At 53.0% G+C, this 14146-nt stretch carries 15 protein-coding genes; all 15 read right to left on the reverse strand.

Features of this window, described 5'->3' with window-relative positions:
- Positions 1–7: 7 nt before the first annotated feature.
- Positions 8–1066 carry a hypothetical protein gene (locus AB4Z33_RS00005; protein WP_442047908.1) on the reverse strand — a complete coding sequence of 353 codons (1059 nt, stop codon included), beginning with the start codon at positions 1064–1066 and terminating at the stop codon, positions 8–10.
- A gap of 47 nt (positions 1067–1113) precedes the next feature.
- Positions 1114–1572, reverse strand: a complete 459-nt coding sequence (locus AB4Z33_RS00010; RefSeq protein WP_442047909.1) for a phage tail protein — start codon at positions 1570–1572, stop codon at positions 1114–1116.
- Positions 1573–1582: 10 nt separating this feature from the next.
- Complete coding sequence (locus AB4Z33_RS00015; protein WP_442047910.1) at positions 1583–1843, reverse strand: DUF6760 family protein; 261 nt, start codon at positions 1841–1843, stop codon at positions 1583–1585.
- Positions 1774–2154: a phage tail assembly protein gene (locus AB4Z33_RS00020; protein ID WP_442047911.1), complete on the reverse strand. Its 381-nt coding sequence runs from the start codon at positions 2152–2154 to the stop codon at positions 1774–1776. The genes AB4Z33_RS00015 and AB4Z33_RS00020 overlap by 70 nt, the downstream gene beginning before the upstream one ends.
- A 696-nt stretch (positions 2155–2850) precedes the next feature.
- Positions 2851–3285, reverse strand: a complete 435-nt coding sequence (locus AB4Z33_RS00025; RefSeq protein ID WP_337099680.1) for a phage tail protein — start codon at positions 3283–3285, stop codon at positions 2851–2853.
- A gap of 50 nt (positions 3286–3335) precedes the next feature.
- A complete protein-coding gene (locus tag AB4Z33_RS00030; protein ID WP_442047912.1) occupies positions 3336–5045 on the reverse strand; it encodes a phage tail sheath family protein in 1710 nt (569 codons plus the stop codon).
- Positions 5046–5143: 98 nt separating this feature from the next.
- Positions 5144–5926, reverse strand: coding sequence for a hypothetical protein (locus AB4Z33_RS00035; RefSeq protein ID WP_442047913.1), 783 nt, complete (start codon positions 5924–5926; stop codon positions 5144–5146).
- 4 nt (positions 5927–5930) lie between these two features.
- The gene (locus AB4Z33_RS00040) at positions 5931–6509 is read right to left on the reverse strand and encodes a DUF4255 domain-containing protein (RefSeq protein WP_442047914.1); all 579 of its coding nucleotides are present in this window, start codon (positions 6507–6509) and stop codon (positions 5931–5933) included.
- A 186-nt stretch (positions 6510–6695) separates the two neighbouring features.
- Entirely contained in the window at positions 6696–8843 is a 2148-nt protein-coding gene (locus tag AB4Z33_RS00045) for an AAA family ATPase (protein ID WP_442047915.1), read from the reverse strand.
- Positions 8844–8872: 29 nt separating this feature from the next.
- Positions 8873–10063 (reverse strand): PP2C family protein-serine/threonine phosphatase, encoded by a 1191-nt coding sequence (locus AB4Z33_RS00050; RefSeq protein ID WP_442047916.1) that lies wholly within the window; start codon positions 10061–10063, stop codon positions 8873–8875.
- 37 nt (positions 10064–10100) lie between these two features.
- Positions 10101–10448 (reverse strand): STAS domain-containing protein, encoded by a 348-nt coding sequence (locus AB4Z33_RS00055; protein ID WP_442047917.1) that lies wholly within the window; start codon positions 10446–10448, stop codon positions 10101–10103.
- A 19-nt stretch (positions 10449–10467) separates the two neighbouring features.
- Positions 10468–10929 (reverse strand): ATP-binding protein, encoded by a 462-nt coding sequence (locus tag AB4Z33_RS00060; RefSeq protein ID WP_442047918.1) that lies wholly within the window; start codon positions 10927–10929, stop codon positions 10468–10470.
- Between the two features lie 150 nt (positions 10930–11079).
- On the reverse strand, positions 11080–11799 hold the full coding sequence (locus AB4Z33_RS00065) for a response regulator (RefSeq protein WP_442047919.1): 720 nt from the start codon (positions 11797–11799) through the stop codon (positions 11080–11082).
- Positions 11796–12662: a sensor histidine kinase gene (locus AB4Z33_RS00070; RefSeq protein ID WP_442047920.1), complete on the reverse strand. Its 867-nt coding sequence runs from the start codon at positions 12660–12662 to the stop codon at positions 11796–11798. The genes AB4Z33_RS00065 and AB4Z33_RS00070 overlap by 4 nt, the downstream gene beginning before the upstream one ends.
- A gap of 16 nt (positions 12663–12678) precedes the next feature.
- Positions 12679–14088, reverse strand: a complete 1410-nt coding sequence (locus AB4Z33_RS00075; RefSeq protein WP_442047921.1) for a copper resistance D family protein — start codon at positions 14086–14088, stop codon at positions 12679–12681.
- Between the last annotated feature and the right edge of the window lie 58 nt (positions 14089–14146).

Here is a 14146-nt window from a genome sequence, read left to right on the forward strand (position 1 = left end):
TCACGCGTTATTCCGACTTTACGACCTCGTCCAAATGGGCCTTCCATCCGGATGCAGCTTGCTTCACTCGCTCCGACGTCTTCGCCTCACTTTGCTCCGCTTGCTTCACTCGCTCCGACGTCTTCGCCTCACTTTGCTCCGCTTGCTTCACTCGCTCCGACGTCTTCGCCTCGGTCTGCTTCGTCTGTACATCACGGGCTACGCGACTGACATCGGCAGCATGCACCTTACCGTCTGAGCTGCGCAGCCGACTGCTCCTTGMATTCGTCAGTTGAAGCGGAGCAGCCTCACGGCCGCTTCTATAATCCAATACAGAGCTCTTCAGCTTAACCCGCTCTTTCACAATCGGCTTCTGTAAACTTTCCAACCGGCGAGCCGATTGAATCGTAATAGGTTCTTTGCTTCTCGCTTGAATCCATTTATGAAAATCCGTTCCCGCCTGCAGCTTACGTTCACTCGCTGTAATGCCCGGCGATTCGGCTTTCTTTCCAATTTGGGTAACTTGTATACTTTCCGTCTTTGTATGGACTGTGTTACTCAATCCGCCAGCACTGCTCGTACTACTCGTGCTACTCGTGCTGCCTTTACTACTCTTACTGCCTGCAATACTTTTACTGCCCGTAAGGCCAGCAGCCTTTTCAGCTTTGTTAAGATCAGCTTGATCTCGCCCTTGCAAGGTGACGGCAGGCTGAGTCACTGCAATTTCCCTAACGGTCCGATGTTCCTTAATGATGCGCTGTACGTCTCTATAAATGACGGTTTGCTTCTCYACCGTTACTTTCTCACGTTCAATAACGCGTTCAATTCGAGGCGCAGCGCTTGCCGCCGCATCCTTCTTCGGTTTCGGCTGCTTCGTCGTATCCTTCGGCGCAATGACCTGCACATGCACCCTCTGCTGTACGACCGAAGGTTCGCCCAAGCTGTTTTTTTTATGAGATAACGATAATCCGCCAAATTGGCTTTTTCCTTGCTTTTGCTTGTACTTGTTCAAGATGCCTCCGGCAAAAGACTGAACCGATGTCGGTTGCTGCTTYGTATCGCTGGCCCGGTTCGTCGTCCTTTTCACTTCTGGCATCCTCCTTCTTTCATTCTGCTTTCTCGATTCACTTGGTCCTAGTTAAATCCGCCATATAAGCCGGTATGAGCAATTTCGATAGACTCGAATGCTACGTCGCTCGTACTCGCATTAAGCTGAGGCCCCGTCCATTTGACCGGATATCCGTCAAAAAAGCTCCACCGGCCAAACTCTTTTCCGTCGGCGTTTTGAAGCACAATCGCCCCCGTCTTGCGTGTAATCGGACCGTCGATCGAACTCTCATACCAGTTCCACAGCACCGGAGACTTCGTAACGCCGCGGCGCAATACGAGATTGGGATACCGTACGCCTTTTGGCAGTTTATGAACGTACCCGTTCACGCCGCCCTCACGGTACTCCTCGATTTCTGTCTCGGCTTCCAGCCCGGACACCTCGGTAAACCCGGCTACGAATACGCCGTCCAGCTCCACCCAGAAGTTAAAGCTGCTAGCCACCGTGAACAGCCGATCGTTTTCCTTGCCTTCCATTGCTGCCATAAAGTAAGCGTCACCTCTTTCCGAAGACGTCGAACACGTTCGGCTTGTCCGTATCCTCGTTCATTTTCCGGTTAATTCTCGAAATTTCATCGCACCACCGGCGACGCTCTGCATGCTCCATATTCATAATCTCGTCATGCGACCAATGGAAATAATAGGCGACGAAGCCTACCTCCTCATATAACCGGTCAACCGGATAATTTAGGAGAGGGCCTCTGTTAAGGACAAAAAATCGACAGCCACCTCGAACTCGTGATCGCATTTCGGACATGCCGCCGCCACTTTTGGCGCTTCCAGATCGTTTATTTGGCGATACAGGTTCTGCAAATAAGCAAGATCGGCCGTGAACAGCTTCTCAACGAGCCTCGTATCGATATGTCTAAGGTCGCCCAGCTTCGTTACTACCCTTGCCATCAAAATAACGGTCAAGTAGCTTGGATTGGACTGCACGCGCGGATCCTTCATCGGCAATATTTCGTCGGCTGCGGTTGCCAGCCTCATGACGCCGCGGCGGTGAAGGTTGCCATGCTCGTCGACATAGCCGCGCGGAAGCTCAAATTCGTATTCGGTTTGAAACGCCATCCTTCTATCACTCCAATACCATCTATTGATGTATGCCTAAGGACTTGCTTTATAAATCCTGTTGCATAATCTGCAACGGATTCGTCATCCTGCTCAGCTTAAGACGAATGCCATTGCACATTTTGCAACGGATTGACCGCTCTCTGTTCCATATGTGTCGCTTTCTCATTCATCTACTGCACAATCGAGACTGTCGATTCATAATGGGTCACTCCAACGCTAAATCCAAAGCACAAGACCTCGCTTACTGAGGTTACGTTTGCCTGTATTTCATACAGTCTAAACGGTCCAAATCGCCTGTTAAGTGACTTTTGAGTGGAAAACATACAGTCAAAACCGGCATTTTAACCCCAAGTAACCTATCTCAGTCCATTTGATTGCACAAAATCCAAGCAAACTCTGAAATCTTCTCGTTCCTAGCCTTTTAATTGTATGAAATCCATTCAAAAAGCGAGCACATCTCTATTGAGCTGAATGAATCGATAGACTCTAAGCTGCAACCATGACATTCGAAAGCAAGCGTTACTCCTAATTCAATTGCAGCTTCTGCAACGAGAGGATTACTCCTCGCTTCTCCCCTGCATTCTTCCTGCTCCCTACAAAGTTTGACAGTTGCAAAAATAAAGCGGAAAACAAGAGAGGAGTAAGCCGATAACCGCCTACTGCCGCCTCTTGTTCCGTTGCATCACGCGTGTATTAAGCCGTGCGCGTCAAACCCTCATGCGCGAATTCCAGCAGCTCGATTGCTACTTCGTTGCCAAGACCGTTGAAGGTAGGCGCCGTGTACTTAACCGGCCATGCCTCGATAACGTTCCAGCTAGCCGTTTCTTCGCCTTCCTCGTCAACCGCGGTGATCGTAATCGTCTTACGCTCAACCGTACCCTCGATGCACTCTTGAATCCATTCATACAGCTCCATCGATTCCGTAGCGCCCCATTTGAGCGTAATGTTGCCGTACTTCACCAAGCCTGGAAGCTTGCGCGGGGTAATAACCTCGTTGCCCTCGCGGTATTCAATAACGTCGAAAGTCGCTTCAAATCCGGAAACCTCGCTGAATCCGGCCTCTTCCAGACCTTCGATTTCAACAATAAATCTATAATTGCGATATGGATCAATACGATCTCCTGCCATGGTTATCCCCTTCCGTTATTCGATATGGAAGCTAAATGCAAATGCTATTCCTATTCCGAGCCAGTGCGTTGAGTAATGCGGAATACGACGAACTCTGCCGGTTTGACAGGCGCTACGCCGATAACGCAAACCAATCTGCCGTTGTCAATGTCGTCTTGCGTCATTGTCGAGCGGCCGATATTGATATAGAAAGCTTCGGACGGGCTTGTACCCGACAGCGCGCCGTCACGCCATACGCGCATCAAGAAAGCTTCAATCGTCCGTTGTACGCGTGCCCATAGCTGCTCGGTATTCGGTTCAAATACGACCCAGTTGGAGCCGTTCTTAATCGAACTTTCGAGGAAGATGAACAAGCGACGAACGTTGATGTATTTCCAAAGCGTGTTCGACGAGCAAGTTCTCGCACCCCATACGCGAATGCCTTGTCCCGTGAACGAACGGATCAGGTTAACGCCCGCAGGGTTAAGAATATCCTGTTCGCCGTTGTTGTATTGCACGTCAATGCCGACTACGCCGCGAAGCGTTTCGTTGGCCGGAGCCTTCTGTACGCCGCGAGTGGAGTCGGAACGGGAGTATACCCCTGCAATCGTACCGGAAGGAGGGATGAAAATATTGCGTTTGTCGAGCGGGTCAAACACTTGAAGCCATGGATTGTACAATGCGCAGTAGCTCGAATCGAATAGATCGCGGTGAGCCAAAACGTCCTGTACCTTCGTCACTTCGCGCGGAAGATCGAGGATCGCGAACCGGCTGCCGAGCGACTCGCAATGCGCCACGAGCGACAATTGAACGTTCGGATCAGTAACACCTGGAATCGCCATAATGCTGACAACGTCGTTATCGATGAACGCTTGGATACCCGTTCTCTTGCCCGGGCCAAAATCTTCGCCGATAAAGTCGCCTGCGGACAAGCTTGCAGCCGTGCCGTCGCTGCCGCCGGAAAGCGTAATTTCATAAGAATCGGCATCCGCGCCAGCCAGTTGCTCGAACKGKGATACGCTGCCCTCGGAAACCGATTGAACGGCGATATGAACCAGCACGGAGCGGCCTGCCGCTTTCTCCACATAGTTAGGAGCTTCAGGGTTAAGCGATACCTTCTCATACGTCTCAACTTCAGAGCCATAGCTTACCGAAAGCGTGAATTCAGCTGTGCTCAGCCATTTGGACGGAACAAGCGCCGTATCCACCACTTCGCCCTTCAGCGAATCAGCGAGCTCAATCACTTGATCATGAACGGATACGATGCGGCTGTATTGCTTCTCCGAACCGTTCGTGAACACGACCACATCGCCTGCATAGAAGCCGGCTGCGTTTTTCACGCGGTAACGATTGCCTTCAGCCGCCTCGAAAATAGGCGTCTTAGCTTTGCTTGCCGGAACGGCTACAAGACGGAGCTGATTGCCCCATGCCCCCGGGTTTTTGGCGGAAACGGACAGTACAGCAGCTTGCTCGCTATTGGAAGCTGCAGCCGCATCCGAAGGTGCAACGCGTGCGATAAAGCAGCGGGAACCTCCGTTTGTGAAAAACTGATTAACCGCATAAGCCAGGTAACGATAAGAACCAAATGCATTCTCGGACAAATAAGAGCCGTAGACGCGCTGGAAATCTGCAGGGCTTGTAATAAGCTGCGGCAAGCCCTCGACGGGTCCGCGTGACGCAAGACCGATAAAGCCCGCCGTACTTGTGCTCACTCCCTCGAGCGGCTTGGAGCCACTTTCAAATTCCTCCACGTAAACGCCTGGCGATAAGTACTCAGCCATGAATGATCTCCTCTCTGAATCTATTTATGTATTAGGTGACGTTCGGCTTCTATGGCCATAGTCAGCCCCAAGACCAAATTCATTCGGGAAAGGTGCAACTACAGCACAATGGTGCTCAGCTTCGCAACTTCCCCGGCCGTTGCTTGCAGCTCGGCAATAACGGCCTTCCCTCCGGCTTTCACCGTTGCCTTAACGGCAAACTGTCCCGGCAGCGAGCCTCGAAACGGCAGCAGCGCCGTCCCGTCCAGCCCGCTTCGCGTAACGATAGCAGGCATTAGCTGCGCGCCTCTTCGGAAGCTATGAGCTAACGGACGTTCGAACCTAAGCACATCGCCGGGAAGCATCTCTGCGACACGAAGGAGTTGTTCGTTCTCCATATCGCGCAGAAGCAAGCATTCCCCTGCGAACGTCTTGCCCTTGAACGAACCCGCAGCTACCCGGCTGTCGCCAGCCTTCAGCCCGTCCTGGGCAACTCTTGCCCTGGCTGCAGCATCCTCTGTCGCATACGCTTCAATGTCAGCGTGCGGAATCGGCTTTCCAGCCTCATTCACAATTCTGACCCTTACAGCCGTTGCCGCCGCAGGATAAGCATAGCCAGACCCAGGCAGTAACGGTACGGTCACGACAGGAGCAAGCGGAGGCAGCGCCGACAGGTCAATCTGTTCGCTGTACGGCATGAACATCGGCGACTTGACAGTGAGCGCATAGACGCCCATTGGGACATCTAGAAACAAATAGGTGCCGTCCGATTTGCGAACGGGCTTGCGGGCAATGCCCTCAAGCGATACGGTAATGCCGCCGGGCACTCTCCTCGTCCATACATCGACCGGAGAGACAACGAGCGAGCATCGCGTAATGAGCGTATCTCTGAGCTGCGACATTCCGCTAGCCACCGCCCTTCTCTTCAAGCACAATATGGCGCTCGACGACACGCGATACCGACTTCACGCGAGTAGAATCCAGCATGACCGGACCGACGCGATACACAACCGACAGCTTATAAGGCAAATCTCCGAATTGCCACAATTTAAGCAGCTCTTCGCTCTCCATGCTCACAAGCGACAGCCGGATCGTCTCTGCGCTCTCGGCAAGCGATCCTTCGAGATAGGGGCTGCGGAGCACGGAGTTGTCGTAAAGCACCTGCATAGCTCGTCCTAATATGCGATGCTCGTCAAGCGATTTGGTCAAACGATCCGCATTCGAATGCGCTGTCATCAGAAAATAGAAATCTAGCGATTGCGGCGGATATTGCAGCGTGCTTCCACGATCCTGCATGCCCGTGCGACGCGCTTCGCCATTTTCCTTCACGTTGAACAGAAATAACGACAAATTAAGATCGCCCGCATCACGCGGAGATGCAATGCCAATCAGATCGGTGCGCGGCACGGGGTCCGGCGTTAGATTGTCGCGCAGCAAACGAAGCATGCTTGCGCCCAAATCCGCGATAACTGTATAACCGGCCACTGCCATTCCCCTCTCTATCCTTACACAGTGCTGACATAGGCTTTTGACCTATTTCGACTCCAAATCTATTATAGCTTTTCTGCCATTAATTGACTACGAAAAACTACTCATTTTATGTCAAAAAAACAAGCAATCTGATCTATTAGTCGCGGTTCATATCCTAATTTCGCTAGATTTGGCTAAATTTCATGCATACGGGTCGAATAAGCCCTTCACCACGATCTTGCCCATCTTGTGAAATTCCTGTCTGGAAGCTCTGATCATGTGGCGCATCGCGATAGCGCTTTGTTCAGTGGCCGCCATGTATGCAGCAGCAAGCACAATGTTCTTGATATGCCCGCCCGCAACATCCACTGCCGACGCAAGAAACGGAAAGTCGAGATCGGAATCAAGCGGCGCCTCCGCGGGCAGCATCGAGCGGAACAGCCGCTCACGCTCGGCGCTGTCCGGGAACGGGAACTTCACGATGACGCCCATTCGGCGCAGGAAAGCTTCATCCATATTTTGCAGCAGATTGGTCGCCAGAATGGTTACGCCATCAAAAGATTCGATMCGCTGAAGCAGGAAAGCGGCCTCCATATTCGCATATCGGTCATTAGAATCCTTGACCTCCGTACGTTTGCCGAACAATGAATCTCCTTCGTCAAAAAAGAGAATAGACCCGCTGTTCTCTGCTTCTTCGAATAACTCGCGTAAGTTCTTCTCTGTCTCGCCGATATATTTGCTCACAACGCGAGATAGATCGATGCGGTAGAGCTCAAGTCCCAGCTCGCGCGCGACAACCTCTGCAGCCATCGTTTTCCCCGTGCCTGGAGGCCCGGCAAACAACATGGCGAGTCCTCGTCCGTAAGGAAGCTTGCTCCCGAAGCCCCACCGATTAAGCACCGTTTCATTGAACTTATAGCGGTTGCACGCTTCTGTCAGCAGCGCCAACGGCTCTTCCGGGAGCACGAGATCGCTCCAGGAACGGCTAGGCGCACGCTTCTCCGYAAGCTCGCTTAAGCGATGCTGGACCTGCAATCTCGAAGCCGCCGCATAATCGTTCAGATCGGCACTGCTTCGTCCTTGCAAGGAGGCAAGCAAGGCAGCCTGCCGCCTGGTTCCTTCTATTTGCCCAGCCGTGAACGCATATTTGTCGGCCAGCTGCTCGTAGAGGGTAGGATCGTCCCAATCGGAGCTCCCAAGCTCCCATAACTTTAATCGTTGTTCGGCGTCTGGTACAGAAATAGTGAATGATAATAACGAGGCTTCCGCAGGCAGAGGAAGCTGTGCGCCGCGACGTTCGCGCCTCGCCAGCCAGATGACGACAGGGAACGGCGATGCTCCCGCATATTCGACAATGGCCGCATCCAGGCTGCTTTTATACGACTCTAGCAGCGTATCGCCGGCCATCCCTTCAGTAAGCCCGAGCATAGCGCCGGATATCAGCGCTTCGCGCACAATATGGCGAAGCTGCTCGCTTCGCTTATCTGCCTCACTGTCCAGCTTATCCAATGCAACAACGAGCAGCGGCTGACCGGAAGCTTCGGCTACATGTCGTGCATGCAGCTTTTTGCCTGCTCCTGAAGGTCCGACTATCTGCATGAAAGGAAGTCTGGCTCCGCCATTGGCACGCTCTTGATTCACGGCAAGCTGCAAACTGACCTGCAGCCGCTCATCATACAGAAGTCCCGGCGCGGCCTGCCGCTCGTCATACTTTACGGCGACAGCCGCAATCCGGCTGTCGAGCGTCTCCGTATGAAGCAGGAAGCTTACGACACGGGGATCAAGACGCAGCGGAAGCTTCAAGGAGCTGCGCTCGCCGACAGTCTCGTTTTTTAGCAGAAACCGTCTTAGCGGCGAGGAGCCTGCCAAATAAGCGCGCGCCGTGTCGCGCTCCTCCTCCGAATCGCATAGCAAACGCAGCGCAAGCATGGCTGTCGGAACACGAAGCGTCACGTCATCGTTCAAATAGCCGAACCAGCTCTCGTATCTGATGTCGAGCTCCGGCGCTAAGCACAATAGGACACAGCGCCGCTCCCACACAGACAAGCCAAGCTGATGCGACATGCGCGCGAGCGGGGAGTCTTCCGTTTCTCCAGCGGCATCGCGCTCCGCCTCCCATTGCAATCGATATTCCCTGAACGCAGCAAGAGCATCGTCCTCCAGACGATGCTCCGTCTCCTCTAGCGTACGCTCGATATCGGATGGCGTTATCATTAACCCGCGCATCGAATAAGGAGCTTGACCGTCAACCTCCTTGCTCTCGAAATCGGCCAGCAATAACCGCAGTCCTTGTTCGAGCAAGCCAAGCTCTTCATATATATCCTTCGAAACGGCTGCAAAATTTGTCATATCCATCTCCGAATTCCAAAATGATCGCGCTATCTGCGCATTAGGCACAATACGGCAATATCGTCAGACTGCGGAGCACCGTCCGCGAACATGAATACGTCCATCAGCAGCGCGTCGATAATCTCCGCGCTTGAATAACCGGAGGTTTGCGACAAAAACTGCTGCAGGCGATGAACCGTATATTGCTCTTGCAGCGCATTTTCCGCTTCCGTAATGCCGTCCGTATATACAATAAGGCGATCTCCCTTGTCGAGGCTGATCGTCTGATCGTGATAGACGAACTCCGGGAACGACCCTAGCGGAATGCCTTTGCGCAGCTTGATCGGTTGAACGGTACCATCCGCTTTCACGACATAAGGCGTACAATGTCCGCCATCGCTCAGCACGACATCACCGGTCGATATTTGCAGCACGCCGCATACGATCGTTGCGAATAGCTGCGCATTATCCGTACATAATTCGTCGTTCACCTTCTCCAGAAGCTCGCCGGGCGACAGCTTCGGATTCATCTTTCCTTTCAGCAAGGAAAGCGTCATCGCCATGAACAACGCGGCCGGAATCCCCTTATCGGATACATCCCCCAGCGTGAAGAAAAGATGATCATCATCGATCTTGAAGAAATTATAGAAGTCGCCTCCTACCTCCTTCGCCGACTTAAGCAGCGCGCACACGTCGAACGGCTCGTTGGCCGAAGGCATCGTCGTAGGCAGGAAGCTAAGCTGAATGCTGCCGGCGATTTGCAGCTCGCTCTCGAGCCTCTCCGTAAGCGCGGTCGCCTGCTGCAGCTCGCTTACCGACTCCTCCAGCGCCTCGTACAGCCTCGCGTTATCCAGCGCGAGCGCGAGCGGGCCTGCCAGCTTCGCAAGCGCCTCGCGATCGTCATGGCTGAACGCTGCGCCGCCGCTCTTGCCGGCAGCCTGCAGAACGCCAAGCTTGCGTCCCCGCGCCGTCATCGGAATGGTAACGACATCCGTGCCTTGCAAAGTGCCGCCGTTCTCCTCGAAGAAGGCGGCCGCTTCTTCGGCGAATACGAGACGTCTAGCCGCCTCGTTCACCGCGCTTAGCAGTTCTGGCTTGTTCAGCGACGCATGCAGCTCGGCACTAAGATCGAACAGGGTTTCCGCCCGCTTCAGCTTCGCGGCGAGACGGCGGTTGCGAACCAGCGTATAAGCCGCTGCGCCAATACCCGCCGCGCCGATTATCCATTCGAGTTGAGACAATTTTGTTACCGCCTTTCAAGCTCGCGCCAGCTTGCCATTACGCGCCTGCCCCGATTTTTTCTAGCGCTTCCTCGCGCGTAGCCGCTATTTCCAAGATTGTCGTAAATCCCGACATTTCGAACACATCGTATACCTGCTCGCCCAAGCACGCGCATACCATCTTCCCTTTTGATGCCCGAAGCTTCTTCGCCGCTACGAGAACGACGCGCAAGCCTGCGCTGCTTATGTATTGAAGATTGCTGAAATCGAATATAAAGCTTTGCTTTCCTTCAGACAATAATTGCAAAAAAGCTTGTTCCGCCGCCGTCGCATTGTTCCCGTCCAATCTTCCTTCAAAAGGAAGAATCGTAACGCCATTCCATTCCGTTGCTGATAGATTCATCATTCGTTACCCCCGATTGCTCTTATTCGTTATGACTTTCCATAGGCTGAAATTGCTTGCGCATCCGAAATCGGTTTATTCCCCCGGTATATTCATAGTGAATATCGTCCATTAACCGTTTTACGAAAAAAATGCCAAGGCCGCCGATCGGCCGGTCGTCGAGTTCCAGATCGAGCAAAGCGCTCGCATCCGAATTATCAAGCGGATTGAACGGTATGCCCCCGTCCTCAATCTTCACTTCGACGCTGCTGGGCGAGGCCTGGATGATGACAGCAATACTATGCTCCCCGCCTGACGGGAAGCCGTAGTTGACAATATTGACTACAAGTTCCTCGCATGCCAGAGACAAGTCAAGCACTGCGCGAGCCGTCCACCCTACATCGGCGCCGATCTCTTCCAAGCGCTCATTCAAACGCTCAAGCTCGTCCATTCGGTTCAAGAGCTTGATCTCGCGATCGATAGGATATTGCCGATCGTTCAACATCCATTCCCCCCACACTTCTATGAAGTCATATGCCAAAAGCACTATGCCGGAATTCGCCGATATTTTTGTCTGTTATATCATTCTACGAAACTATCGCGAATCCTGCCGAAAGGGTCGAATATTGGCGCAGAGGACTGTCGACCCATCTTGTCATTTTTCGACTATGCCTTGCTGGAGCGCATAAATTGTCAATTGAACCCGATTGGCGAGATGAAGCTTTTGCAAAATATTTTTGAGGTGGTTTTTGACCGTATGTTCGGAGAGGGAAAGCGCCCCGGCGATCTCGCGGTTGGAAGCGCCCGTTGCGACATGCTCAAGCACGACCTTTTCCCGATCGGTGAGCGGGGTTGTCATATCAGGCAGCGGCTTAGCCGCTCCAGCAGCCGGCTTGCGCGATGAAATGGCCTGGTCAACTGAGGGAGAAGGCTTGTCCATTCCCGTAAACTCCTGCAGAAGCCGGAAAGCAAGCGCCTTGGACATCGGCGCTTCATCGACGGAAACGGCATGCAAATATTCGAGCCAAGAGGAAGGAGCGATGTTCTTGAGCAGATAGCCTTGCGCGCCGCGCTTAATCGCTTCGAAGAGGTTAGTAATATCGTCGGAAACCGTAACCATTATAATTTTAAGCGAGGGATGAAGCTGCTTAAGACGGAAAGTGGCCTCAAGTCCGCCGATACCCGGCATATTGATGTCCATAAGCACAAGATCAGGACAGATGGCGGCTGCAAGCGCGAGCGCCTCCTCGCCGCTTGACGCCTCGCCGACAACCGTAAACGCGGGATCGCTTGCCACAATCTCCCGCATTCCTTCGAGACCATGAGGATGGTCGTCAACAAGCATCACCCGGACCGGTGCTGCGATATCTGTCATTTCGTTGCCCCCTTACCCCGTATCGTAACAATCATTCCATGCGAATAGGCAGGCGACACATCGAGCGACCAACGCATCGCATCCGCTCTCGCCCGCATCATCTTCAAGCCGTACGTCCCCTGCTTGTCCAACCCGTTGCTTGACGCTCCGATTCCATCATCCTCAATTTGACAATAAAATGCGGCCTCATCGCCCGCCGAGCCGGCACTTAGCGGAAGTTGACCGCCTCGGACGACTACACGCTCTGCTCTCGCGTGCTTCTGCACATTCATTAGCGCTTCGCGCATAATGGCAAGCAGTTCGACCTTTTGTTTCGGAGATAATACATCCTCATTCAACTTCCAATCGACAGACGACTGGATACCGCTCGCTTGTTCCATCTCGGCAGTCAGATGATGTATGCTTTGCAGCCATGGCTGCATGGCAGGCAGTGGCGTATGATGCAGGCTCTCGACCTGCTGCCTGACGTCGTCATACACGCGCCGGACTGTCGTTTTTATTTCCTCGGCTGTGGCGAGTGCCTTCGGGTCGGCAGTCTCGCGCTCTAGCCGGTCGAGCTTAACGGAAAGCATGAACAGCGATTGCGAGATGCCGTCATGCAGCTCGCGCGCAAGCTGCTCTCGCTCCTCGAAGGCGGCCTTCGCGACTCGCTCCCGATGAAGAGAATCTTGTGTTTGCTCCAGCTTCGCGAACAGACCGCGCAGCAATGTCAGCGTAACAACGAATACGAGCGCCGGAGCAAGAATATTACCCAGCTCCATCGAAACATAGGGCAGCAAAACCGCATGGCGAATATACTCCCACAAGCCGATCGTAACCGTCGGTATCCACAATATCAGCCACTTCAGCCATTTATAAGACAACTTGCTCCCCCCTGTCTTAATCGTTACGGAATGGAATCGTCTCCGCGGTTGTTTGGCCATCTATATCGGTAATGATCAGTTCCGCTTGCCATGCACCTGGATATGGCAGCTCAACTTTGCTAGCTTTATATTCCGTCAGCTTGAAGCCAGGGAAGGAACTATCGTTATTCGTTTCCTTCGGCAGCAGATTCACGATAATCGGAGTTTTATCCGGACGCTTCTGCGATGTAATCGACAAGCTGACAGCTTCCGGCTCTCCCAGCTCCTCTGGCAGCCACACCTTGAGCGACACCTCATTAGGACCAGGTCCGTTCGGTGTAATGTCCAATGTGTAATGAAGCTCTTCTCCCATTTTGTGATAATTAAGCGGCTCTGTATCAGGTGCCGGACTGATATAAGTAAGTACGCCGACAATCAATAGAACGGCGATCATCAATATGCCGTCCAGCTTAAGCAGCATGCCGCGCGGCATTTCCTTGCGCTTTGCGCGCACTCGCAGGAATGCTCCGACGACGACAACCGCAAGGACGAGTAGCGCTTTGGCCATAAGCAGCCATCCCCAGTTGCTGTATAGCAAATAGCGCCACGAAGGCAATAGGAACACCGTCATGATGATGCCTGTGACGGCTAGAAGCACGATCGTTATCCAAGCAACGGTAGTGAACCTGGCGGCGAACCGCCCAGCCTCCTTACGGTCCGAGAACCAATAGAGCAGGAGCAGCATAACGCCCCCTGCCCATATGGCCGAGCAGCTCAGATGAAGGAAGTTCATAATAAGAGCCAGTGCCGAATCGTCGAGAGCCAACGTGTGTCCGCCGAAGCTCTCTACGCCGAGCAGCAGCAGCGCCCATATCGCTTTAACAATTTCATTTTGCTTCAATATAACGAAACCGAGAACAGCCAGCACTAGAAGCGCGATCCACGAGCGGCCGGCATTCGTTTCTGTAAAGACGCCGATGGCATCCACGCTTGTGCCGAGACTATTCATAAGTGCATTGAAGTGAATAAAGATGTACACAATGGCGGTAAGAAGCAGTGTTCTAACGGCAAGCAAACTCCACTTGGCATGCATGCGCTGCGGATCGCTGCCAAATGCAAAAGGAAGCGCAACGGACCATAACATCGTCCCCGTTGCCGCCATCAAAGCGATATAATAGACCGCTCTAATGATATAAAGCAGCGATTGTCCTCCTGTCGCCCCGCCGGAATATCCCGACTCGGAATGCTGATGCGATGCATCAACGGATGCCGCGGCAGCTTGACCAGCCGGAAGCCATAGTAATAGTGTRAAAAATAACAGGGCAACAATTGCAAACAGGTAAAAAGCAGTCCTCGAGCTTCTCCCTGGGTTCAAATCATGTATGTTGTCGTGAGTGTGAATCATAATGTCGCTCTTGAACCTTCCTTCCGTTACGCTAGTTATCACGTACAGTGTACTAAACGCAAAAGAAAAGAACAATGAAACCGCCGCAGTGACACACAAT

The sequence above is a fragment of the Paenibacillus sp. 2TAB19 genome (assembly GCF_052115185.1).
Taxonomy (GTDB): domain Bacteria; phylum Bacillota; class Bacilli; order Paenibacillales; family Paenibacillaceae; genus Pristimantibacillus.